This window comes from Pseudomonas sp. Tun-23181 (assembly GCF_057415455.1).
The window spans coordinates 5,269,148-5,293,296 of sequence record NZ_CM171630.1 but is presented as its reverse complement, the minus strand read 5'-3'; the positions used below and the strand labels follow the sequence as shown (position 1 = coordinate 5,293,296).

15 protein-coding genes are annotated in these 24,149 nt (G+C 61.7%); 11 read left to right on the top strand and 4 right to left on the bottom strand.

Features of this window, described 5'->3' with window-relative positions:
• Positions 1-72: 72 nt before the first annotated feature.
• Complete coding sequence (locus ACDI39_RS25040; RefSeq protein ID WP_225789753.1) at positions 73-963, top strand: DMT family transporter; 891 nt, start codon at positions 73-75, stop codon at positions 961-963.
• Here ACDI39_RS25040 and ACDI39_RS25035 read toward each other — a convergent pair whose 3' ends face one another.
• Positions 964-1,245 carry an Rdx family protein gene (locus tag ACDI39_RS25035; protein ID WP_225789754.1) on the bottom strand — a complete coding sequence of 94 codons (282 nt, stop codon included), beginning with the start codon at positions 1,243-1,245 and terminating at the stop codon, positions 964-966.
• Positions 1,246-1,312: 67 nt separating this feature from the next.
• Here ACDI39_RS25035 and ACDI39_RS25030 point away from each other — a divergent pair, with 67 nt between their 5' ends.
• Positions 1,313-3,496: a patatin-like phospholipase family protein gene (locus ACDI39_RS25030; RefSeq protein WP_225789755.1), complete on the top strand. Its 2,184-nt coding sequence runs from the start codon at positions 1,313-1,315 to the stop codon at positions 3,494-3,496.
• Positions 3,497-3,585: 89 nt separating this feature from the next.
• Here the strand turns inward: ACDI39_RS25030 and ACDI39_RS25025 are convergent, their stop codons facing one another.
• Complete coding sequence (locus tag ACDI39_RS25025) at positions 3,586-4,023, bottom strand: MarR family transcriptional regulator (RefSeq protein ID WP_225789756.1); 438 nt, start codon at positions 4,021-4,023, stop codon at positions 3,586-3,588.
• A gap of 138 nt (positions 4,024-4,161) precedes the next feature.
• Complete coding sequence (recQ, locus tag ACDI39_RS25020; protein ID WP_253081465.1) at positions 4,162-6,297, bottom strand: DNA helicase RecQ; 2,136 nt, start codon at positions 6,295-6,297, stop codon at positions 4,162-4,164.
• 257 nt (positions 6,298-6,554) lie between these two features.
• Here recQ and ACDI39_RS25015 point away from each other — a divergent pair, with 257 nt between their 5' ends.
• From ACDI39_RS25015 to ACDI39_RS24975, 9 genes are all read left to right on the top strand, one after another.
• Positions 6,555-7,142 carry a YecA/YgfB family protein gene (locus tag ACDI39_RS25015; protein ID WP_225789758.1) on the top strand — a complete coding sequence of 196 codons (588 nt, stop codon included), beginning with the start codon at positions 6,555-6,557 and terminating at the stop codon, positions 7,140-7,142.
• 7 nt (positions 7,143-7,149) lie between these two features.
• A complete protein-coding gene (locus ACDI39_RS25010) occupies positions 7,150-7,515 on the top strand; it encodes a YbaN family protein (protein WP_225789759.1) in 366 nt (121 codons plus the stop codon).
• 223 nt (positions 7,516-7,738) lie between these two features.
• The gene (gene icmH / locus ACDI39_RS25005; protein ID WP_253081464.1) at positions 7,739-8,617 is read left to right on the top strand and encodes a type IVB secretion system protein IcmH/DotU; all 879 of its coding nucleotides are present in this window, start codon (positions 7,739-7,741) and stop codon (positions 8,615-8,617) included.
• Positions 8,618-8,700: 83 nt separating this feature from the next.
• Complete coding sequence (locus tag ACDI39_RS25000; RefSeq protein ID WP_486537147.1) at positions 8,701-10,884, top strand: type VI secretion system Vgr family protein; 2,184 nt, start codon at positions 8,701-8,703, stop codon at positions 10,882-10,884.
• Positions 10,884-11,762 (top strand): DUF4123 domain-containing protein, encoded by an 879-nt coding sequence (locus ACDI39_RS24995; protein WP_253091592.1) that lies wholly within the window; start codon positions 10,884-10,886, stop codon positions 11,760-11,762. The genes ACDI39_RS25000 and ACDI39_RS24995 overlap by 1 nt, the downstream gene beginning before the upstream one ends.
• A 9-nt stretch (positions 11,763-11,771) precedes the next feature.
• A complete protein-coding gene (locus ACDI39_RS24990; RefSeq protein WP_486537146.1) occupies positions 11,772-14,444 on the top strand; it encodes a T6SS effector BTH_I2691 family protein in 2,673 nt (890 codons plus the stop codon).
• Positions 14,444-15,529, top strand: a complete 1,086-nt coding sequence (locus ACDI39_RS24985) for a DUF6708 domain-containing protein (protein ID WP_253081794.1) — start codon at positions 14,444-14,446, stop codon at positions 15,527-15,529. Before ACDI39_RS24990 ends, ACDI39_RS24985 begins: the two co-directional genes overlap by 1 nt.
• Before the next feature lie 289 nt (positions 15,530-15,818).
• The gene (locus tag ACDI39_RS24980; protein WP_486537145.1) at positions 15,819-16,622 is read left to right on the top strand and encodes a DUF6708 domain-containing protein; all 804 of its coding nucleotides are present in this window, start codon (positions 15,819-15,821) and stop codon (positions 16,620-16,622) included.
• Positions 16,619-16,876 carry a PAAR domain-containing protein gene (locus ACDI39_RS24975; protein WP_253105383.1) on the top strand — a complete coding sequence of 86 codons (258 nt, stop codon included), beginning with the start codon at positions 16,619-16,621 and terminating at the stop codon, positions 16,874-16,876. The genes ACDI39_RS24980 and ACDI39_RS24975 overlap by 4 nt, the downstream gene beginning before the upstream one ends.
• A 231-nt stretch (positions 16,877-17,107) precedes the next feature.
• Here the strand turns inward: ACDI39_RS24975 and ACDI39_RS24970 are convergent, their stop codons facing one another.
• Positions 17,108-24,064, bottom strand: coding sequence for a retention module-containing protein (locus ACDI39_RS24970; RefSeq protein WP_486537144.1), 6,957 nt, complete (start codon positions 24,062-24,064; stop codon positions 17,108-17,110).
• Positions 24,065-24,149 lie beyond the last annotated feature (85 nt).

Sequence of the window (24,149 nt, the reverse complement as noted above, 5' to 3'; positions counted from 1 at the left end):
CCCCACCGCGAGAGCCCCTCGAACCTGAAGATGGACATACAGGGTCAACGACCGTTGTCACAAAGGATGACCATGAACCACCGCACCGCCCTCGGCGCCCTGCACATCGGCGCGCTGTTCTTCGGCCTCACTGGCGTCTTCGGCAAACTGGCCGCCAGCGCCAGCCCCGCGATCATCGTCTTCGGCCGCGCCGCCTTCGCGGTGCTCGCCCTGGGCCTGTTCGCCAGCCTGGCGCGCCAGAGCTGGCAGCCACTCAAGCGTCACGACCTGCGCCGCCTGTTGCTTGGCGGCGTGCTGCTGGCCGGGCACTGGGTGAGCTTCTTCGTCGCCGTCAAGGTCGGCGGCGTGGCCATCGCCACCCTGGGCTTCGCCAGTTTCCCGGCCTTCACGGTGATCCTCGAGGGCCTGCTGTTCCGCGAGCGGATCCGCCGCAACGAAGCGCTGCTGGTGCTGCTGGTCAGCATCGGCCTGGTGCTGGTCACGCCCGAGTTCGACCTGGCCAGCGAGGCCACCGGCGGGCTGCTCTGGGCGCTGCTGTCCGGCCTGCTGTTCTCGCTGCTGTCGCTGGTCAACCGTGCAGGCTCCGGGCGCCTGCCGGCGGTACAGGCGGCGCTGTGGCAGAACCTCGTGGTGGCCCTGTGCCTGCTGCCGGTGGCCGCCCCCGGCCTGGGTGTCGTCACGCCGATGGACTGGCTGTGGATCGCCCTGCTCGGCATCTTCTGCACCGGCGTCGCCCACAGCCTGTTCGTCGCCAGCCTGGCGGTGATCAAGGCGCGTACCGCCGCGGTGGTGTTCGGCATGGAGCCGGTCTACGGTATCGCCATGGCCTGGGTGGTGTTCGCCGAAACGCCGACCCTGCGCATGCTCGCCGGCGGCGTGCTGATCATCGTCGCCATCGTGCTGTCCAGCCGCCTGGCCGCCGAGCAGCCGCCCCGGCAACGGCCCATGGCCGAAGGCGCCTGATCAACGATCGTTGTGGCCCAGGTCACGCTGCGGATCGATATGGTCGCGCAGCCGCTGCTTGAGCACCTTGGCTTCGGGGAAGCCGCCATCGGCCTTGCGCTCCCAGAGCTGCACACCATCGCAGGTGATGCGGAACACCCCGCCGGTGCCCGGCTCCAGGGCCACCCGGCCGAGGTCGTCGGCGAACGTGCTCAACAACTCCTGGGCCAGCCAGGCAGCGCGCAGCAGCCACTGGCACTGGGTGCAATACGTGATAACGATTTCTGGCTTGGTATTGGCCATGGGTGGACCTCTCCTGGTGGGTGGCCGCTTATACTAGCGGTCTTTGCCCACCGCTTTGAGACCCACGATGCGCCGCCTGCTGTTCTGCCTCCTGCTGACGCTCACCTCCTTCACCGCCCTGGCTGCGGAACCCGCCCGGCCCAAGGTCGGCCTGGTGCTGTCCGGCGGCGCTGCCCGCGGCCTGGCGCATATCGGTGTGCTCAAGGCCCTGGAGGAACAGGGGGTGCGCATCGATGCCATCGCCGGCACCAGCATGGGCGCGGTGATCGGCGGGCTGTACGCCTCCGGCTATAGCGTCGAGGAGCTGGAGAAACTGGCCAGGACCCTCGACTGGCAACAGGCCCTGTCCGACGCACCGCCGCGCAAGGACGTACCGTTCCGGCGCAAGCAGGACGACCGTGACTTCCTGGTCAAGCAGAAGCTGAGCTTTCGCGACGATGGCAGCCTCGGCCTGCCCCTGGGCGTGATCCAGGGCCAGAACCTGTCCCTGCTGCTGGAGAGCAAGCTGGCCCACACCGCCGACACCCGCGACTTCGACAAGCTGCCGATCCCCTTCCGCGCCGTGGCCACCGACATCGCCAGCGGCGAGAAGGTGGTGTTCAGCCGCGGCCACCTGCCCCAGGTGATCCGCGCCAGCATGTCGATCCCGGCAGTGTTCGCCCCGGTGGAGCTGGACGGCCGCCTGCTGGTGGACGGCGGCATGGTCGACAACATCCCGCTGGACGTGGCCCGCGACATGGGTGTCGACCTGGCCATCGTGGTCGATATCGGCACACCCCTGCGCGACCGCAAGCAACTGGCCACGGTGGTCGATGTGCTCAACCAGTCGATCACCCTGATGACCCGGCGTAACTCCGAGGAGCAATTGGCCAGCCTGCGCAGCGAAGACATCCTCATCGAACCGCCCCTGGCGGCGTTCGGCGTGACCGATTTCGGCCGTGCCCAGGACATGATCGACGCCGGCTACCGCGCCACCCGCGCGCTCGATGCACGCCTGGCCGCGCTGCGCCAGGAGGGCGACAGCGGCTTGGCGATCGCCCGTTCGCCGCGCCAACGCACCCCCGTCATCACCGCGATCAAGGTGGAGAACGACTCCAAGGTCAGCGACGACGTGATCCGCTACTACATCCGCCAGCCCCTGGGCGAGCCGCTGGAGCTCGACCGCCTGCAGACCGACATGGGCACGCTCTACGGCCTGGATTACTTCGACCGGGTGCAGTACCGGGTGGTGCACAAGGGTGACGACAACACGCTGGTGATCAACGCCCGAGGCAAGCGTGGCGGCACCGACTACCTGCGCCTGGGGCTGAACCTGTCGGACGACATGCGCGGCGACAGCGCCTTCAACCTGGGCGCCAGCTACCGGGTCAACGGCATCAACCGGCTGGGCGCGGAATGGTTGACCCGCGCCCAGATCGGCGACCAGCAGGAGCTCTACAGCGAGTTCTACCAGCCCCTGGACGTGGGCTCGCGTTACTTCATCGCGCCCTACCTGGACCTGGGTTCGCAGAACATCGAGGCGACCCTGGACAACGACCCGATCGCCGAGTACCGCCTGGAGCGCTACGGCTTCGGCCTGAACCTCGGTCGGCAGATCGGCACCTACGGCGAGGTGCGCTTGGGCGTGGGCAAGGCCTGGGGCGAGGCCGAGGTGCGCATCGGCGACCAGGACCTGCCCAAGGTCAGTTTCAACGAGGGCTTCTACGAGCTGAAGTACTCGTTCGACACCCTCGACAACCTGTACTTCCCCCACAGCGGCGAAGAGATCGGCCTGAGCCTGCGCAAGTACGACACCTCCCTGGATTCGGACGAGAACTACCGGCAATGGATCTTCAACCTGGACAAGGCCTTGAGCATCGGCCCGAACACCTGGGTACTGGGCGGGCAATACGGCCGTACCCTGGACAAGACGGAGGTGGTGACCTCGAGCTTCGTGTTTGGCGGCGCCCGGCAGTTGTCGGGCTTTCGCCAGGACTCGGTATCCGGCCAGAACATGAGCCTGGTGCGCATGGTCTACTACCGCCGCCTCACCCCTCGGGCCTACCTGCCGCTGGACTTCCCGCTGTACCTGGGCGGATCACTGGAACGCGGACGGGCGTGGAACAACGACAACGAATTCGACAGTGGCTACATCAATGCGGCGAGCATCTTCCTCGGCCTGGAGACACCGCTGGGCCCGCTGAACCTCAGCTACGGCGCCAACAGCGAGCACGAAAAGGCGGTATACCTCAACCTCGGGCACACGTTCTGAGCGGCAAGCTGCAAGAAAAAACGGATCGCGTGGGCAACATCGATCCGCTTGTTCTTGTGGCTTGCCGCTTGAAGCTTGTAGCTCGAAGCTCAGGACTTCTCGAGATTGGCGAGGATCTTGGCGTGCACCCGCATGCAGACCTCCAGGTCGGCCTCGTCGACCCCGGTGAACAGCTCCACCCGCAAGGCATTGGCGATGGTCTCGATCTGCTCGATCAACGGCTTGGCCGGCGGGCACAGCAGGATCTTCTTGGCCCGCCGATCCTCCATCACCGCCTGGCGACGCACCAGCCCCTGGCTCTCCAGGCTGTCGAGCAGGCGTGCCAGTGTCGGGCCTTCGACGCCCACGCTCTGGGCCAACTCGCGTTGGGTCGGCGCCTCCTCGAAACGGGCCAGGTGCAGGAGCACCAGCCAGCGGGCCTGGGACAGATTGAGCCCAGCCAGGCGGCGGTCCAGCTCGGCACGCCAGCCGCGAGACATCTGCGCCAGCTGCATGCCGAAGCGGTGTTGGTTGTCGGTCAGGGGCATAAGCAACTCTATGGATAGAACTAATTGTTAGTCAGCTAACCATGCCCCGGGCCAACAGGCAAGGCTCGCCAGCCCGGAAACGTCCGATAATCGTCAAAAAGGATGACAAAGGTCAGCGGATGGCCGAAATGCCGGCGATCAGAGTTCGAACTCCGCCGCCAGCGCCGCCCGTACGCAATGCAGTACCCCCTCCGGCACCCGCGACCCGAACTGCGGGATCACCGCAGACACCGGCGGCAACTCGCCTTCGCCATCGAGGAAGGTGTCCTGCACCTCCATCAACAGGTCCTCAGGCAGATCCAGGGCCTGCTCCAGGCTCAGTTCCTGGCGGCCGATGGCCTCGGCCAGCAAGTTGTAGACATTCTTCTCGGTGCAGTCGAGCTGGCCGGCGATCTGTGCCGGGGTCATGCCGGCGCGAGCCAGGCTGACCAGTTCGTGACGCAGGTCGAGCACCACCTTCGGCGCCGCTTCGCCGCTGCCGCCGTTGAGCACCTCGAGGAAGGCCTGGCCGTAGCGCTCCAGCTTGCGCGCACCGACCCCACTGACCTGGGCCATCTCGGCGAGGCTGGTCGGCTGGCTGCGCAGCATCTCCAGCAGCGTCGAGTCGGGGAAGATGACATACGGCGGCACGCTGTGTTCCTCGGCCAGCTTGCGCCGCAGGGCACGCAGGGCCTCCCACAGCTCGCGCTCCTCGCCACGCACCAATTGGCTGGCCGGGCTGCCGCCGGAGGCCTTGGCCACGGCCTGCGGCTTGAGATCGCGGCGCAGTTGCAGGTTCACTTCGCCACGCAGCAGCGGCCGGCAACTGTCGGACAGCCGCAGGCCGCCGTAGCCCTCCAGGTCGATGTCCACCAAGCCACGGGCCACCAGTTGACGGAACAGCGAACGCCATTCGACCTCCGCCATGGCCTTGCCGACACCGAACACCGAAAGCTTCTCATGGCCGAAGTTGCGCACCTTCTCGGTGTCCTTGCCCAGCAGCACGTCGACCAGGTGGCCGACGCCGTAGCGCTGGCCCGTGCGGTACACCGCCGACAATGCCTGGCGGGCCGGCTCGGTGGCGTCCCAGGTCTGGATCTGGTCGACGCAGTTGTCGCAATGGCCGCAAGGTTGCTCGAGGACCTCGTCGAAATACGCCAGCAGGGCCTGGCGGCGGCAGCGGGTTTCCTCGCAGAGGGCGAGCATGGCGTCGAGCTTGTGCTGCTCGATGCGCTTGTGGCGCTCGTCGCCGTCGGAGTTCTGCAGCATCTGCTTGAGCATCACCATGTCCTGCAGGCCGTAGGCCATCCAGGCGTCGGACGGCAGGCCATCACGGCCGGCACGGCCGGTTTCCTGGTAGTAGGCTTCCAGCGACTTGGGCAGGTCCAGGTGGGCGACGAAGCGCACGTTGGGCTTGTCGATGCCCATGCCGAAGGCGATGGTGGCGACCATGATCAGCCCTTCCTCGTTGAGGAAGCGGTGCTGGTTGGCCGAACGAGTCTCGGCGGCAAGGCCTGCATGGTAGGGCAAGGCCGGGAAGCCCTGCTCGCAGAGGAAGGCGGCGGTTTCGTCGACCTTCTTGCGTGACAGGCAGTAGACGATACCGGCGTTGCCCCGCCGCTCGCCGAGAAACGCCATCAACTGCTTGCGCGGCGACTCCTTGGGCACGATGCGGTAGAAGATGTTCGGCCGGTCGAAACTCGACAGGAAACGCTCGGCCCCCTGCAGGTGCAGGCGCTGGACGATCTCTTCGCGGGTGCGCATGTCGGCCGTGGCGGTCAGGGCGATGCGCGGCACATGGGGGAACAGCTCGGCCAATTGGCCCAACTGCAGGTACTCGGGACGGAAGTCGTGGCCCCATTGCGAGACACAGTGGGCCTCGTCGATGGCGAACAGGGCGATGTCCAGGGTGCGCAGGAACTCCAGCATGCGCGGCTGCACCAAGCGCTCCGGCGCCAGGTACAAAAGCTTCACCTCGCCGCGGCGCAGGCGCCCGGCCAGCTCGCGTTGCTGCTCGGGGCTCAGGGTCGAGTTCAGCGACGCAGCGGCTACGCCCAGCTCGTCGAGGGTAGCGACCTGGTCATCCATCAGCGCGATCAGCGGCGAGACCACGACCGCCAGGCCTGGGCGCAACAGCGCCGGCACCTGGAAGCACAGGGACTTGCCACCACCGGTGGGCATCAGCACCAGCGCATCGCCGCCACTGGCCACGCATTCGATGATCGCTGCCTGGCGCCCCCGGAAACTGTCGTAGCCGAAGATATCCTTGAGGACACGCTGAGCCTGTTCGAGCATTGCACACTCCAAAATCGCCATACCATCCTGGACACAGGCTGGACGAAAAACCCGCTGCCCACACTCGTGAATGCGTAAGCGGCTTTTGCCGGAGGACCGGGAAACGGCGCCCCTGGATGAAAAATCGCGGATTATACCCCACTGCCCGGCTGCACAGGGTGCCCCGGGATCTTCCCGCGACAGACGTTCCCTTTGCCCCGCATCCGCCGCAAGGTGCTAGAATTCACTATCGTTTATTCCCCCAAGGTAGCCCTGTAATGTCCTTCGCCGAGCAATTGACCCGCCTGCAAGCCTTCCTCGACGCCGACGATCTGCACGAGGAAGCGCTGGACTACGTCGCCGCCCATGGCTACCTGACCGCGCTGTCGATCTGCTCGGAAGACGTCCCCGAGCGCGAGTGGATCGACGCGCTGTTCGCCGAAGAGCCCCACTACGCCAGCGAAGCCCAGCGCACCGAGATCGAGGCCACGCTGGTGGCGCTCAAGGCGCATATCGGCCGCCAGCTGGCCAGCGACGACGAATTCGAGCTGCCTTGCGACCTGGACCTGACCGACGAGCCGGACGATTCCGACCTGCGCGGCTGGTGCATCGGCTTCATGGAAGGCGTTTTCCTGCGGGAGGAAGCCTGGTTCGAGAACGCCGAGGAGGAAGTCAGCGAGATGCTGCTGCCGATCATGGTCGGCTCGGGCCTGTTCGACGAACAACCCGAGTTCGCCGACATCGCCAGCAATGCCAGCCTGCAGGACGACATGATCGTGCAGATCCCCGAGGCACTGACCGCGCTGTTCCTGCTGCTGCACGCCCCTGACGAGAAACCGGCCCTGCTCAAGCCGCGCCATCACTGAGCCGGCTGTGCGCTACCTGCTGCTGGCCATTGGCTGGCTCAGCGTTGCGCTGGGGGTGCTGGGAATCTTCTTGCCGGTGTTGCCCACCACGCCCTTCCTGCTGCTCGCGGCGGCCTGTTTCGCCCGCAGCTCGCCGCGTTTCCACCATTGGCTGGTCCATCACCCCAAGCTGGGCCCGTGGATCCGCGACTACCTGAGCGGCGCCGGCATCCCGCTCAGGGGCAAGGTCTACGCCATCGGCCTGATGTGGGCCAGCATCAGCCTGTCGTGCTACCTGGTACCGCTGTTCTGGGCGCGCGCCTTCATGCTCGCCAGCGCGGTGCTGGTGAGCTTGTATATTCTCAAACAGAAGACCTTGCGCCGGCCTGGTTGAAAAAATTCCATGTGCCTCACAACGATCGTTTTTTCCCGCCACTCGGCAGCCTATTTCTTACTTCGCCTAGCATTTGAAACCACTTGTTTCTAATAACGCCTTACGAAGTTCAGATAGCGAAATATCCTACAAAGTTTTAGGAAGCTAAAAATCCCCCAAGAAGTGATTCCTCGCTAGTGTTCAGGCTCACCCTAAGCACCCTGGCTGCTCATGAGGATCACCCATGTTCGATAAAACCGATCTGCGTAATAAGAAAAGCAATACGGCAAGCCGTGCTTATGACGTCACTGAAAGCAGAGTACAGGTTTTGCTCGAAGAATCCGCATGGATCAATAATCCCTCGTCCCATGACACCTCCCCACCTAGGTCTCCATCGAAGCCCATAGGCTACCCAGCCGACCCCGAGTTCCGGTTGCGTGGTGGCTACGCCAACCCAATGGTTGATGCCGCAATGCCTCTGTTTGGACTGGCGATGCGCTTACGGACACTGGACGCGCTTCCCCATATCGTCGAAGTGCGCGAGAAAGTGCACAACCAGATTTCGGCCATCCTTGAGGAAATGGCCCAGAAAGGTTATGAGCCCGCCCAACTGCAGGCCTATTCATATGCACTGTGCCTGCACCTCGATGAAATCGTCATGTGCAGGCCGTGGGGCAAGAACTCTATCTGGAGCGAGCGGCCACTGCTGAGTGATTTCCACCAGGAAACCCAAGGTGGCGAGAAAATTTTCAAGATCCTGTCACAGATGATGCAGGAGCCGCAGCGTTTCAAGGACGTTCTGGAATTCACTTACTTGTGCTTGTGCCTTGGCCTGAAAGGCAAGTACGCCATCGAGCCCAGGGGCGACGAATTATTGCAAGCGCTGCTCAACGAAATATACGCAGTGATTCGAGAACTTCGTGGTCCGGTCCCGAAAGAACTGTGCGACCCATTGAGCAACGTCGCCCCTCGTAACTTTCGTATGAAACGACAGTTGCCATGGTGGGTTCCTCTGGTGATCTCCGCTGTGATCATGGCAGGTATATATAGCTATTACAGCTACCGTCTGAACCTGATTACTACGGAGGTATTACAGTCACTCGACGGCATTCTGCAGCAGTAACAGGCAACTGTTCGATAACCCCGCATCAAGTTGTTGCGGGATTGACCTCGTCAAACAAAGGCCATTGCCCTTCGAGAATTGCCATGCCTAGCCAATCCGATCTGCGTTACAGCTTCCAGCCCCTTGTTGGCAACGCCTTGTTCGAGGTGGTGTCGTTCAAGCTCCACGAAGCCCTCAGCACACCCTTCACGTTGCACCTGGAGCTGGTCAGCTTCGACGACGATGTCGCCTTCGGCGAACTGCTCGACAAACCCGTCCTGTTCACCCTCTGGCGCGGCGAACGCCCGTTGCGCTACGTGCACGGCCTGGTCAGCAGCTTCAGCCAGGGCGAGAGCGGTTTCCACCGCACCTACTACCACGCCCTCGTCGAACCCCAACTGGCCCGCGCCAGCCTGCGCTCGAACTGGCGCATCTTCCAGCAAAAGAGCGTCCCACAGATCCTCGAACTGATGCTCAAGCGCCAGGGCATCACCCAGTTCGAGCTGGGCACCAGCTTCGAGCACCAGGTTCGCGAGTTCTGCGTCCAGGCCGGCGAGACCGACCTCGAGTTCATCACCCGCCTGGCCGCCGAGGAAGGCTTCGTCTACCGCTTCGAGCACAGTGCCAAGCAGCACAAGCTGCTCATCACCGACCGGCTGCTGTCGCTGGGGCTGATCAGCCGAGGGGCCCGCGAGCACGACGACGAGGATGACGGCTTCTTCGAGGACGATGAACCCACCGCTCCCCACACCGTGCTGTACCTGGCCAACAGCGGCGGCGACCAACCCAGGCCCTGCCTGCGACGCCTGCGCTACAGCGAACAGGTGCGCAGCACACGCCAGGTGCAGCGCGACTACACCTTCACCAACCCTGGCTACCGCCAGGAACATGCCGCGAACGCCCCTGAGGTCGTTCACCCGGCGCTGGCGTATGAGCGCTTCGACTACCCCGGCCGCTACAAGCGCGATGCGGTCGGCAAGCCCTTCACCGAAACCCGCCTCACGGCCCTGCGCCATGACGCCCGTATCGCCGACGTCAAGGGCGACGACGCGCGCCTGCAACCGGGCCTGAGCTTCAACCTCGTCGGCCACCCGCGCGAAGACCTCAACGCGCACTGGCGGGTGATCCGCGTCACCCATGAGGGCAGCCAGCTCACCAGCCTCGAGGAAGAAGCGGCCGGTGCCCATCAGGGCACACGCTACGAGCAGACCGCCGTACTGGTCCCCGGCATGGCCGAGTGGCGCCCCGAGCCCCAGCCCAAGCCGCGCATCGACGGCCCGCACATGGCCACCGTGGTCGGCCCGCCCGGTGAAGAGATCTATTGCGATGAGTGGGGCCGGGTCAAGGTCAGCTTTCCCTGGGACCGGGAAAGCAAGGACAACGAGTTCAGTTCCTGCTGGGTGCGGGTATCGCAAGCCTGGGCCGGGGGTAGCTGGGGCTCGATGGCCATCCCGCGCATCGGCCAGGACGTGATCGTCCAATACGTCAATGCCGACCCCGACCAACCCATGATCACCGGGCGCACCTATTGCGGCAACCAGCTACCGCCCTACGAACTGCCCAAGCACAAGACGCGCATGACGATCAAGAGCCAGACCCACAAGGGCAAGGGGTTCAATGAACTGCGCTTCGAGGATGAGCTGGGGCAGGAGGAAGTGTTCATTCATGCGCAGAGGGACCAGAACAATGTGGTCAAGCATGATGAGACCACACAAGTCGGGAATGACCGCAGTGAGCGTGTCGAGCGCGACGAAACGATTTCGATTGGGCAGGACCGCAGCGAGGATGTAGCACGGGATGAGTCCGTCAGCATTGGGCAGAACCGACTGCATGAAATCAGCAACGACGACAGCCTGACCATCGGCCGCACCCACACCATTGTCACTGGCCAAGACCGAATCGAAACAGTAGGCAACCACCGGCAGGACATAACGAAAGCTAACCATTCGATAGAAATCGGCGGCCACCTCGAACAGGTGGTTGCCGGCCACAGCACACTGCAAACCGGAGATGCCATCCGGCATACGACCAAGGTTTATGACATCGAGGTCAGCGAAAGCCTAACTATAAAAAGCCCTGCGGGCTTACTACGGATCGATGGCTCCGGCGTCACGCTGGATGGCGTGGCGCTCACGTTCACAGGGCCGATCAACCAGCAATCGGAGGGTAGCCAACACACGACATCGATCTCCGGCGTGCCGGAGCCCGGTGAGCCCATTTGCCTCAGTTGCCTACTCAAGGCGATCTCGGACGGACGCAACATAATCCGCATGGAGGACGTAAGCTGATGCACAACCCATTCATCAACGCACTGGTCAAAGTGCTGGAAGAGTCTGATCGGTATCGACTGAGCGCCATTGTCGAAATGGCCAACCTCCTCCCCTCAACGCGCGAAAAGCTGACGCAATATTACTCAGAGCGAAGCTGGCCACTTCTGCAGCAAGCTCAATTCTCCAACTTGCGAACAATAGGTCCTTGGTTGATCGGCGCTCGACCTGGTGCTGGTGTATCGGCCCAGTACGACTTTCAATGGCAGCTCGCCCAAAGTGCAGTTGATGCTGTATGCGGTTGGATTGTCAGCGCGCTGCCACCCGCACAATTAGCGCAACATCTGAGCCAAGCCAATATTGTCACTGGAACTCACGGGCAGCTGTACCTTCTGCGTTACCACACTGCCGCCAGTCTGCAGGTATTGGATGCGCGACGTGACCTGCCGGGCGTCAGCGAGTGGCTGGCGCCAATCCATCGCTGGTGGGCTCCCGTGGCTAACCCGCACAAAAAACTGTGGCTGCAGATCTCTGGCGATAATCGCCCGCAAGCCACTCACGTTCCACCTATCACACTCGATGAGAAGTGCTGGAGAGCATTGGCGGGTGACCCCTTGTGCTATCAGCTTGCCGAACTGCTCAAGCACGAGCAGTCCGGCCCGACATTGGCCACTAACTGCCACGGTACGCGGCTTGGCCTGATACAGCACTACCTGACACAAGCCTGTCAACAAGGCCTGAGCCGTGAAGACGATCTCATCACTTATGTATTGATGATGTCCCGCAATGGCGAATTACTCAGCAAGATGCCGGCCTGGCAAGAAGCGCTTGCCGCCACCCGCGACCAGCAATCCTCTCTGATCGACAACATGCAGGCCTACCTGCGTTCTACAGTCTGAGGACTACTCATGAATTCACTCATCGAAACCCTCGAGCTGTGCAAACGAATCAATTCCGGCTACAAGCCGGCCCTGAGCAACAGCCCGGTCGCCTCCTGCACACGTCGCTTCGAACTACTGCCATTGCGCTACGCCGCCATCGGCGGTAAGCCAGCCCAACGCACCCGTTTGCCTAAGTTACCCAGCCATCTGGCCCCTTTCCAGGATGTCGGCGAACTCAACCAATCGAGCTACGCAATTCGCCCCCTGCGCGAGGGTTTTCTCTATCTGCTGATCAAGCGCCAACGGGTTGAGGAATATGAGTGGCACAGTCAGTATCGGGTGGCCTCGAACGGCTCGCTGCGATACATCAGTGCCGAGGCCCCTTGGGAGCCCGCTTCCAGTTCGTCCACACTCGATGAGATGATTCGCGGCTTCGGCTGGACCATCACCCTGTACGACCTGGATGATATCCAGGAGCTACGCCCACTCTTCAGCCCCTCCCCCCTGACACCGCGCATGCTCGACAATTACCGCCTGCTCGAAGATGAATACCGCAGCAGCTTGCCAACGATCGATATCGAGCGCTTCATCCAGCCCGCCGATGCACCGCCGCAAGCCCATGTGCTCAAATACGATCAACTGGACTGGGTGGCCGACTTCAAGGCACAGGACGACCCACAACTGAAAGCGCTGCTGGACATGCAGCCGTTCAATAGCGGCCAGATCGTGTCGCCGCAGGCCTCACGGCAGGCGCTGGCACCTGCCGTCAATCAAACCAAGCCACGTGGTGCTGCCATCGTGATCGAGGATGCCATTGGCATCACGCAGGAACTCAATGCGTGGCGCAATGCGGCCATTGATGACGTGCGGACACAATGGCTGCGGCGCAACGTGGAACCCGGCGTAGACAACGAACGCAAACTGCTGGTCGCACAGTCCTTCCTGGAAATAGAGAGACTCTACCCGCAGATGATGGCCGACCAGATCGTCAAACGCGAAGTCATGGCCGAGACCATTCGTAACCAACCGACCACACCAGTAGAGTTCTACGCGTTTTCCGAACGGGCCAGGAAGCAGGCCGACGAACACGATGCACGCATCAAGCCCCATCTGGATCAGTTCGAACGTGAGGTCCGTGCCAAAGTCCAGGCCCGCCAAGACGCCGGGGAGTTCAAGGCCAAGTTCGACAAGAAGTACGGATACCTGGTCGACCGCCAAGCGATGCACACTCAGCTCGAAAGTTTCGAGCAGGTTATGCAGCACGCCCAACAGGCCGCAGAAGACCGTGCCAAGGACCATGTGCGCTGGTTGATTAGCGAACGACTGCTGCAGGCGCTGGATCGCTACGACAACTCCGACCTGATCAATGGCCTGGCCTTTGCCGAGCAGAGCGGCCAATGCGTGATCGGCATGGAGTTCAGTGAGCTGGGTTCGAAACTGCTGGATCACTGGTGGCGCAGCGCGCCGGGTGAGCGGGCGAACCTGGCGATGCGGGGCGTCACCTACAACCAGGATGATATTCGCAAAGAACTCACAGCCCTGCGTGAAGCCGCCAAAGCCCTACCGCCATCACAATCGTCCCTGGAGTTGCCGGAATCGCTCGCCCGGCAGGCACACACCGCAGCCAATGCCTTTGCGCGTATCAACACCCTGTACGAAGAGCTACAAAGCCAGAGCAGCACCGCAAGCATCGGTTTATACGCCTGGTATGCCGCGCTTGGTCGGCAGGTGCTGAGCACCGCAGCGCCCAACAGCATGGACCGTGCACTACATTATGGCCTGCGCCTCACGCTGTTCGCTTCGGTTCATCAGACAGCTGTCGACGTTCGCCTGGGCGAAGCGGCTCGAGGTGGCCAGGTACTGAGCCCTCAGCGAAGCAGTGGCCAAGTTGCACGCTACCTGGATCAGGCGTGGGCGGAAGGGTTGATGCAGGCTAACAAGAGTGACTTCTACAAAGTCCGCGTCTCTGCCTTAGTGTGCCTGCTGGAAGGGATGCTGATGGCGTTCAAGGCGCAGGAGTTGCCTGACAGTGATGAGCGACTAAAAACAGAACTCATGGCTGCCGCCATGACCTCCGCGGCAGCAGGTTTCGAAATTGGCGCCAGCTATGTCGAGCAGGTAGTGACACGCTATGGGGCAAATAGCGTGACGGGGAAAGGTGCAGTGGTAACCTTGGGGCGATTGAAGCTCTGGGGGGCTGGACTGGCTGGGATGGGGGGAATGGTTCTGGCGTGGTGGGATTTTGCGGATGGGATTGAGCACTTTAAAAGAAGTTTAGGGGGACTTACTGTGCAGAGGCGGAAGGAGTCTAAGCTTCTAGCTACTGCTTACACTTCACGTGCGATGGCGACAATAACACTATCGCTGGCGGAATTAGGATCTGCCATTGCGATTGCAAAGCCATTTTTCGACTATCTAGCACAGAGCAGCAAAAGCAGAATCACAACTCTACTAGGCCGTTCTATGGGAATGCTTGCAGCGAAACTGGGAACACAAGCTGCTCGCCTACTGCTCTCACGGCTAATTCTTGGAGCTTTCTGGATCGGTCTAGCGTTGACGCTGATCATTTTCGTACTTGAAGACGACGCTCTAGAAAAGTGGTGTAAGCACAGCACTTACCGCATCGACAATCATTCGAAACCTTATGACGAACAAGAAGAGCTAGCGGCTTTACATGCTGCATTCAGCGAGGTCCTGTAATGTATCTTATTGAATGGGGACTTTGGCAAGCCTCCATCGAGCCAGAGCCCAGACGAAAAGCAACCGATGCAGAAGCAACAGCGAATGACACATATGCCATCAAAGATTTCTATGAGAGCGACCTAAAAGAGGAAATACATTTCAATTCAGTCAGCAACACCCCTCGCACGCGCGGCCCCGTATTTTCTTTCAATGACACTTATATGGATATGCGCTGCGGGGGAACAGAAGAGAAACGCGGACTCATTACACTTGCAACGTTAGGCGGAATAGCCCCAATGATATTTACAGCCACACTTTTGGCCCTCGGATTTATCTGGATAGACATCACCGACCCAGCAATGCGCTCCCCTATTTCAATGCTAACCACGTTGATCATGCTATCACTTGACGCAGCCATAATTTACCTCTACTCGAAATATGGATTTCACCTTACTCGTCTGGAAATAATCACCAGCCGCCACCTCCTCATTCGCTTCAATCGAAAAACCCAGCAGGTTCACCTACATCGCCCTAGCTATTGTGGTGGGATCGTTACATTTCCGTGGAAAACAACAGCAAGCACGGCAACTTACCCTGAGGATGACGCCTGCAGTTTAGGGGTGAGGCTCGGTTTGATATGGCACCCTAGCCGAACCGGTCTTCCCCATATGGAAGTGGCATTTCTTGGCAAGCAAGGCCAAGGTGGCAGTGAGCTGCGTGACGAATGGGAGTTCATCCGCCGATACATGGAAGAAGGCCCGGAGTCCGTCCCTCGCCCACGCCTGAGCACCCAACTACCTTCCCCTATCCGGGCATTCAGCGCTCAATTCGAAGGCCTCGGTCGATTCTTCCGCAAGAGCAGTTGGTTACTGAAAGCCATCCTGCTCATGGTTTGGCCAGCTTTCGTCATTATCGGCACTGCACACTGGGTGAGCCTGATGCTGTGCTGGAGGCCACATTGGCCGAAGGTCATTCGCGAAGCAGGAATGCCCGGCAAGCCAGTCCCACCACTGACAACCCTGAGTGACTACCCGTCAGAAATACAGAAGCGCCTACTCGCCAACGCTGACCGCTGGCGGCTCAAGCCTGGCAAACGCCCATAAAAGAAACTCCGCCCTTAGGACGCCAAAACACAAACGGAAGATAGCTGATTAAATACTTCCTTTGTGCAGTTGAAACTTACCCACGAGCCCACTCATCGTCTCTTCAAAACAGCGACGATCAAGTTTCACGCTATCTGGATCAGACTTGGCAGCCAGCGTTACCGAGGCAAGAACTCGCCCAAGATATCAAAAAAAACAACATCATGACTACCTCCCCGCCAATAAATTACTGGCCAGATCGCAATACCCCAGACGCTCATACCGAAATCACAATCCAGAAGGATAGCCAATGAACATCCCCGATCGCGCCCTAGGATGGAAATACGACCTTCCTGCTCCAGGCGTTCCTAGCCATCTAGAAAAAACAGCAACTCACGCAGTCCCCTCACCAAACCACATTGACGAAGCCTACATAGAGGTACCAAGGTCAACCTTTAGGATCAGAGGTTATTGGACTGTAGGAGGCAGCATACTGCTCCTTGCAGGATTTATTATGCTTATATTTTTTACTTACCTCGATTTGGCCTCGACCGCCAAAGTAGATTTAGAATCTACAGCCATCATCGCCTCATCTTTCGCTCTAGCTTTCGCGCTAACAATTCCCTACATCCGAATGGATATTGGGCACCCTCGCGATCAACCGATACGTTTCAACAGGCACCGCCGAAAGGTCTATTTCTACCAATATAGATTCGACCGACTTAATCCCTTTGGCCACAAGAATTGGGGCGTCAAGCCTGTCGCCTACGACTGGGATGACCTCACCGCCGAGGTCTACAGCATATACGCGCCCCTAGGATACGGGGGGCTGCTTGAAAATGTAATGATATCGGTCCGCAAACCTGGCACTGATGAGGTGATCGACCGCGTGTTTTTCACTAGCGACATAGAGCAAGGCAAACAGTACTGGGCAATTACCAGGCTTTTCATGCAACAAGGCGCCGAAGCACTTCCGGATTTCGTCTATCCGCCTACGGATTGGAACAGTGAAGATCTAGCCAACCCATTCGAGCGACTAGCACCCAAGGTGCAATGGCCAGCAGACATGGACCTGGAGTCCCGTACCGCACCGAGTGAAGGAGATCATCAATGAGGCCAGTAGTACTTGTAGGTCATCGTCACGACTGCCCGTTACACGGTGCTGGCACAGTAGTTACCGGCAGCGCCAACTACACCTTCAACGGCAAGGCGGTTGCCAGGGTTGGCGACCGCATCAGTTGTGGGGCTTTAATTATCAGCGGCTCGACGGGCTATTACATCGAGGGTAAGGCCGTCGCACGCCAAGGTGATCATACCGACCACGGCGGTGTGCTGATCGATGGGGATACTGACTGGCTACTTGAATGATGGGCCTTCATTATCCACGGCGCCTCCGTATTCGCAGTATTACCTGTACCGACCTATTCGCGGGCAAGCCCGCTCCCACAGAGCCCTCCGTCAGCAGTATGCTCTCTGCACGGCAGAGCAACCCAAAGGGCTAACGAATCCCTCACAGGTACACCGCAGCCTTGAAAACACGATGTACCTGCAGGAGCCGACTTGCCGGCGAAAGGGCCAGTAAACTCAGGCCAAATCACCTCACACCGTATCCACCTTCAACGAATGATCGTTGAGCATGCCATTGATGATGGTCGCCGTATCCTGCCCCGCCGCGATCATCCCTCCCGCACCCGCCGCGACGCCATAGTGCTGGGCAAGGTCGACCCCGGCCAGGTCGATGGTCTGGGTCGGCGCGGCGCCTGCCACGCTGCTGACCTCGATGGTCGAGACCACCTCGGTACCGGTGCCGTTGACCTTGAAGTGCAGGTAGTCGTCCAGCGACGCGGCGCTGGCGCTCTCCCCCTGGAGCAACTGCGACAGATCGAGACTGTCGCTGCCCGGCGTGAAGTCGGTGACCGTGTCATGGCCGGTGTCGCCCTTCTGCCAGACGAAGGTGTCGTTGCCGCTGCCACCGCTCAGGGTATCGTTGCCCGGCCCACCGATGAGAATATCGTTGCCCGCACCGCCCTTGAGCACGTCGTTGCCCAGCCCTGCGATGAGCAGGTTATCGGCGCCATTGCCGATCAAGGTGTCGTCATGGTCCGAGCCGATCAGGTTTTCGATGCCCACCAGGGTGTCGATACCGGCACCACCGGTGTCCTGCGGCCCGCCCGCGCTGAGGTCGACGACCACCCCAGCGTCGGCCGAGGCATAGCTGGCCGTGTCGATGCCAGCCCCACCGATCAGCAGGTCGTCGCCATCACCGCCCTGGAGGGTGTCGTTGCCCTCGCCACCCACCAGCACATCGTCGCCTGGCGTGCCGTCGAGGGTATGCTCGCCCGGGTAGACGATGCTCGCCGTGGCGGAGGCGCTGCCGCCTGGGTGGTCGTTGTGGGTATCGCTGCCGCTGAAGGCCCCGCGCTCGGCGTGGCTATAGTCGATCAGCATGTTGAGGTTGTATTTCTCTGCGGCCTTGTCGTTACCTGAAGCATCTGCCGCACGAGCCAGGTGGATGCTGTACACCCCGTCATGGCTGGCCGTGAAACTGTCGCCATTGGCAATGGCCTGGTAACCGCCGCTGGCCGCCTTCCATTCCATCATCAGGTTGCCCATGGGGTGGTCGTGGTCGAGCTTGAGGGTCTCGCCCTTGCGTAGGGTAACGTTGATCACATCCCCCTCGTTGGCGTTGCCATTGCTGATCGCCCCCAGGTAGCCCGCGATCACCAGGGCGGCGGTCATCGAGCCGAACGAGCCGGAGAAGGCGCTGCGGTGCAGGTCGAGAATCTTCTGGTAGGCGTTGGTGTCGCTGTCCCAGCAACTGACCATCTTGCTGTCGCGCACGTTGATGGTGATGGTCGTGGTGCTTTCATCGCCGTCTGCGTCGCGGATGGTGTAGACGAAGGTGTCGGTGGCGCCGGACGGCGGCACGCTGTTGGGTTTGGCGTGGTAGACCGCGTTGCCCTTCGCATCCAGCGTCAGGTAGCCGTACTGGCCCATCACCTGGGTATTGAGCTGGCCCGTCGCCGAGGATGAGGTGTCCGACCCGGCGCGCACGCCGACCACATACTTCCCGTCATTGACCACATCCGCGCCGACTATGTCGTTGTCCAGCACGTTGCCAGTCACCGTGCGGCCTTCGATCACCGAGGTTTCATCGCAATGTGCCCTGGGCACGTCGTCGACGATAGTGATGACGATGCTGTTGGTCGTCGTGTTGCCCAGGGAGTCCTTGACCTGGTAGGTGAAGGATTCGGTGACGGTATTGGGCCCATCGTTGCCAGGGGTCGGCGACTTTGGCGCCGAGGTCAGGGTATAAGTGTAGGTGCCGTTGCTGTTGAGGTGGATCTGCCCATACTGCCCCACGGCGTGGTCCATCAGGCTGTAGGTCAGCGCGCCCACGCCACCGATGACCGAGCCGGCCAGCGAGCCAGACGCCGTCTCGCCAGTCGAGTGCGGATCGCTGCCGGTCACGGTCCCGGCGGCCAGATCGTGGCCATCCTTGCACAGGTCCAGGGCCTTCTCGTAGACGGTGACGTCGCGGTCCTCGCAGGCGACCATCTTGCTGTCGCGCACGTTGATGGTGATGGTCGTGGTGCTTTCATCGCCGTCTGCGTCGCGGATGGTGTAGACGAAGGTGTCGGTGGCGCCGGACGGCGGCACGCTGTTGGGGTTGGCGTGGTAGATCGCGTTGCCCTTCGCATCCAGCGTCAGGTAGCCGTACTGGCCCATCACCTGGGTATTGAGCTGGCCCGTCGCCGAGGACGATGTGTCCGACCCGGCGCGTACACCGACCACGTACTTCCCATCACTGACCACGTCCGCGCCGACCACGTCGTTGTCGAGCACGTTGCCGGATACGGTCCCGCCCTCGATTACCGAGGTTTCATCGCAATGTGCCCTGGGCACGTCGTCGACGATGGTGATGACGATGCTGTTGGTCGTCGTGTTGCCCAGGGAGTCCTTGACCTGGTAGGTGAAGGATTCGGTGACGGTATTGGGCCCATCGTTGCCAGGGTTCGGCGACTGAGGCGCCGAGGTCAGCGTATAGGTGTAGGTGCCATCGCTGTTCAGTTGAATCTGGCCGTACTGGCCGGCAGCATTACCCACCAGGCTGTAGGTCAGTGCACCGACACCGCCGATGACCGAGCCGACCAGGGAGCCGGACGCCGTCTCGCCAGTCGAGTGCGGATCGCTGCCGATCACGGTCCCGGCGGCCAGGTCGTGGCCATCCTTGCACAGGTCCAGGGCCTTCTCGTAGACGGTGACGTCGCGGTCCTCGCAGGCGACCATCTTGCTGTCGCGCACGTTGATGGTGATGGTCGTGGTGCTTTCATCGCCGTCTGCGTCGCGGATGGTGTAGACGAAGGTGTCGGTGGCACCAGCCGGGGCCACGCTGTTGGGGTTGGCGTGGTAGACCGCATTGCCCTGGGCATCCAGGGTGAGGTAGCCGTACTGACCCATCACCTGGGTATTGAGCTGGCCCGTGGCGGAGGTCGAAGCATCGTTGCCAGCACGCACGCCGACCACGTATTTCCCGTCACTGACCACATCCGCACCGACTATGTCGTTGTCGAGCACGTTGCCGGATACGGTCCCGCCCTCGATCACCGAGGTTTCATCGCAATGTGCCCTGGGCACGTCATCGACGATGGTGATGACGATAGTGCTGGTAGTCGAATTGCCCTGTGAATCCTTGACCTGGTAAGTGAAGGATTCGGTGACGGTATTGGGCCCATCGTTGCCAGGGTTCGGCGACTGCGGCGCCGAGGTCAGCGTATAGGTGTAGGTGCCATCGCTGTTCAGCTGAATCTGGCCGTATTGACCGACGGCGTTACCCACCAAGCTGAATGTCAGTGTTCCCACACCACCGCTGACCGAACTCGCCAAAGACCCGGAAGCAGTCTCGCCCGTCGAATGCGGATCACTGCCCTCGACAGTACCCGCCGCCAGGTCGTTACCGTCCTTGAGCAAATCAAGCGATTTCTCGTAGACCGTCACACCAGTGTCGTCGCCCACTACCAACGAGCAATCATCAATCCTGATGGTGATGGTCGTAGTGCTCTCGTCACCGTCCGCATCGCGGATGGTGTAGACGAAGGTGTCGGTGGCACCAGCCGGGGCCACGCTGTTGGGGTTGGCGTGGTAGACCGCATTGCCCTGGGCATCCAGGGTCAGATAACCGTATTGGCCCATCACCTGGGTATTGAGCTGGCCCGTGGCGGAGGTCGAAGTGTCGTTGCCAGCACGCACGCCGACCACGTATTTCCCATCACTGACCACGTCCGCACCGACCACATCGTTATCCAGCACGTTACCGGCCACCGTACCGCCTTCGGTGACACTGGCGAAGTCGCTGTGAGCCGTCGGTACGTCATCGACGATGGTGATGACGATGGTGTTGGTGGTCGTGTTGCCCAACGAATCCTTGACCTGGTAGGTGAAGGATTCGGTGACGGTATTCGGACCGTCGTTGCCAGGGTTCGGCGACTGCGGCGCCGAGGTCAGCGTATAGGTGTAGGTGCCGTCGCTGTTGAGCTGAATCTGGCCGTACTGGCCAACGGCATTACCCACCAGACTGAACGTCAGCGCACCCACGCCGCCACTGACGGAACCGGCCAGGGACCCGGAAGCGGTTTCACCCGTCGAACTCGGATCGCTACCCTCGACAGTACCGGCCGCCAGGTCATTGCCGTCCTTGAGCAGATCAAGTGATTTCTCATGGACGGTCACTTCGCTGTCCGGCCCAGCGATCAGCGAGCAGTCATCAATCCTGATGGTGATGGTCGTAGTGCTCTCGTCACCGTCCGCATCGCGGATGGTGTAGACGAAGGTGTCGGTGGCACCAGCCGGGGCCACGCTGTTGGGGTTGGCGTGGTAGACCGCGTTGCCCTGGGCATCCAGGGTCAGGTAACCATACTGGCCCATCACCTGGGTATTGAGCTGGCCCGTGGCGGAGGTCGAAGTGTCGTTGCCAGCACGCACGCCGACCACGTATTTCCCATCACTGACCACGTCCGCACCGACCACATCGTTATCCAGCACGTTACCGGCCACCGTACCGCCTTCGGTGACACTGGCGAAGTCGCTGTGAGCCGTCGGTACGTCATCGACGATGGTGATGACGATGGTGTTGGTGGTCGTGTTGCCCAACGAATCCTTGACCTGGTAGGTGAAGGATTCGGTGACGGTATTCGGACCGTCGTTGCCAGGGTTCGGCGACTGCGGCGCCGAGGTCAGGGTATAGGTGTAGGTGCCGTCGCTGTTCAGCTGAATCTGGCCGTATTGGCCAACGGCATTACCCACCAGACTGAACGTCAGCGCACCCACGCCGCCACTGACCGAGCCAGCCAGGGACCCGGAAGCGGTTTCATCCGTCGAATTCGGATCGCTACCCTCGACAGTACCCGCCGCCAGGTCGTTACCGTCTTTGAGCAGATCAAGGGCTTTCTCATAAACGGTCACTTCGCTATCCGAAGCGGCGATCAGTGAACAGTCGTTCACGTTGATGGTGATGGTCGCGGTGCTCTCATCGCCATCCGTATCGCGAATGGTATAGACGAACACATCGCTGGCGCCGGGCGGGGCAACTGCGTTCGGGTTGGCCTGGTACACCGCGTTGCCCGCCGCATCGATGGTCAACGTGCCGTACTGGCCGACGATGGCAGTGTTCAGGTTGCCGATCGCCGACGTCGAGGTGTCGGCGCCGGCCCGTGCCCCCACCACCACATTGCCGGTGCCTGCCTGGTCGGCCCCCAACTGATCGTTGTGCAGGACATTGCCGCTGACGGTGCCGCCCTCGACCACGCTGGCGGTGTCGGCTTCGGCCGTAGGCACGTCATCGACGATGTTCACGTCCAGGCTGCCGGTGGCGGTACTGCCATCGGTATCCTTGGCTATGACGGTGAACTGCTCCTGCAGGCTGTTGTTGCCGCCGCCGTTGGGATGCCCCTCGTTGTCGAGCAGGGTATAGCTGTAGCTCACCACCCCGGTGGCGGGGTCGTAGCCGGTGATGGTCAGGGTATTGCCCAAGGGCGTGGTGATCGACTGCGGGAAGCCCGCCACGGTGCCGCCGCTGACCACGCTGATGCCGCCGACGTTCAGGCTCTGCAGGCCGTCCGGCGCACTCACGGTGAAGGTGCTGGCCTGGGTCAGGGCGCTCGGGTTCGGTGCGCTGCCATCGGCCAGGTGCTTCTCGTGCACGGTCAGTTCGCCACCTTTCACGTCCAGGCCGCCCAAGGTCACTGGGTCGTCCAGGTTGCTGACGTTCAGGGTCAGGGTCGCGGTGCTGGTATCGCCATCGGCATCGCGGAGGGTGTAGGTGAAGGTTTCCACCCCCTTGTCGCCACCGGGCAGGTTCTTGAAGTCTGGATCGTTGGTGTTGAGCGTGTAGGTGTAGGAGCCATCGGCAGCCAGCACCAGGGTGCCGTAGGTACCGGTGAAGGTACCGGCCACCACCGGGCCGCTCGGCACACGGTCGGCGCCCTGCAGGTCGTTGGCCAGGACATTGCCAGTCAGTTCGGTGTGCTGCTCGGTGGCGGTGACGGCGTTGGTGTCATCCCGTGCCTTGGGCACGTCGTCGCGGATGATCACATCCAGCGAACCAGTGGCGACATCGCCATCGCTGTCGCTGACCAGCACCGGGAAGTGCTCGCCCAGCGTGTTGCTCCCCGCCCCGTTCGGGTGCTGCTCGGCACCGCTGAGGGTGTAGCTGTAGCTCACCACGCCAGTGGCCGAGTCGTAGCCGGTGATGGTGAGCACATTGCCCAAGGGCGTGGTGATGGATTGGCCGACACCCGTCACCACCCCACCGGTGACCACACTGATACCACCGACACTGAGGTTGAACACACCATCGGGCGCCACCACCGTGAAACTGCCATGCTGGATCAGCGCCGACGGGGCGGCGGCCGAGCCGTCGGGCAGGTGGGCCTCGTCCAACAGCAACTCGCCAGGCTTGACGTCCAGCCCCTCCAGGCTCACCGGGTGATCCTCCGGCGGGTTCACCGGCGGTGGCTGCAGCGGTGCCCCCCGGTTGCCGTCGCCGTCCACGCTACGCTCGCCCAGGTAGCGGTTGGCAAGCTCCGGAATGCCATTGAAGCCCGCCGTGGGGAAGCCGATCTGCGGATCGACCCGCCCGGCGACCTCGGTCAGCATCACGAATGTGTGACCGCCGCCCAGGGCGCCTGGGGCACCATTGGCATTGTTGCCCGCGGCGGGGGCCTCGGCTTCTTCGGTCGGGTCGGCGCCCGCGGCGATGGCCTGTTGCAAGCGCTCGACATCGCTGAGCTGGGCCTGGCTGGGCGGCGTGTCGTGGGTCTGTACAGGAGGGGCGCGGTTGGCCAGCAGGTCCGTGGTCATCTCCAGGCTACTGTCGCGGCCCAAGGTGAGCTCGGCGCCGTTGTGCAAACGCACCGCCACGGCACCGGCGGCGCCGGTTACCAGCTGTTCGCCGGCGAACAGGCGGTCGCCCTCCACCAGCAGGCGACGGCCACCGTCGCTACCTACCGCCAATACCTGGCCGACTACCTTGCTGACCACACCGACTGACTTAGCCATGCGCATGCCTCCCCTGCCGATAGGCTTTTCGCAGCGACGGATAGGCCTGCCCAAGCGGCCAGCGGCCCGTCTCGTACACCTCGGG

Coding starts and splice junctions, on each gene's coding strand:
- ACDI39_RS25040 (WP_225789753.1), top strand. CDS start 73: ATGAACCACCGCACCGCCCTCGGCGCCCTGCACATCGGCGCGCTGTTC.
- ACDI39_RS25035 (WP_225789754.1), bottom strand. CDS start 1,245: ATGGCCAATACCAAGCCAGAAATCGTTATCACGTATTGCACCCAGTGC.
- ACDI39_RS25030 (WP_225789755.1), top strand. CDS start 1,313: ATGCGCCGCCTGCTGTTCTGCCTCCTGCTGACGCTCACCTCCTTCACC.
- ACDI39_RS25025 (WP_225789756.1), bottom strand. CDS start 4,023: ATGCCCCTGACCGACAACCAACACCGCTTCGGCATGCAGCTGGCGCAG.
- recQ (WP_253081465.1), bottom strand. CDS start 6,297: ATGCTCGAACAGGCTCAGCGTGTCCTCAAGGATATCTTCGGCTACGAC.
- ACDI39_RS25015 (WP_225789758.1), top strand. CDS start 6,555: ATGTCCTTCGCCGAGCAATTGACCCGCCTGCAAGCCTTCCTCGACGCC.
- icmH (WP_253081464.1), top strand. CDS start 7,739: ATGTTCGATAAAACCGATCTGCGTAATAAGAAAAGCAATACGGCAAGC.
- ACDI39_RS25000 (WP_486537147.1), top strand. CDS start 8,701: ATGCCTAGCCAATCCGATCTGCGTTACAGCTTCCAGCCCCTTGTTGGC.
- ACDI39_RS24995 (WP_253091592.1), top strand. CDS start 10,884: ATGCACAACCCATTCATCAACGCACTGGTCAAAGTGCTGGAAGAGTCT.
- ACDI39_RS24990 (WP_486537146.1), top strand. CDS start 11,772: ATGAATTCACTCATCGAAACCCTCGAGCTGTGCAAACGAATCAATTCC.
- ACDI39_RS24985 (WP_253081794.1), top strand. CDS start 14,444: ATGTATCTTATTGAATGGGGACTTTGGCAAGCCTCCATCGAGCCAGAG.
- ACDI39_RS24980 (WP_486537145.1), top strand. CDS start 15,819: ATGAACATCCCCGATCGCGCCCTAGGATGGAAATACGACCTTCCTGCT.
- ACDI39_RS24975 (WP_253105383.1), top strand. CDS start 16,619: ATGAGGCCAGTAGTACTTGTAGGTCATCGTCACGACTGCCCGTTACAC.
- ACDI39_RS24970 (WP_486537144.1), bottom strand. CDS start 24,064: ATGGCTAAGTCAGTCGGTGTGGTCAGCAAGGTAGTCGGCCAGGTATTG.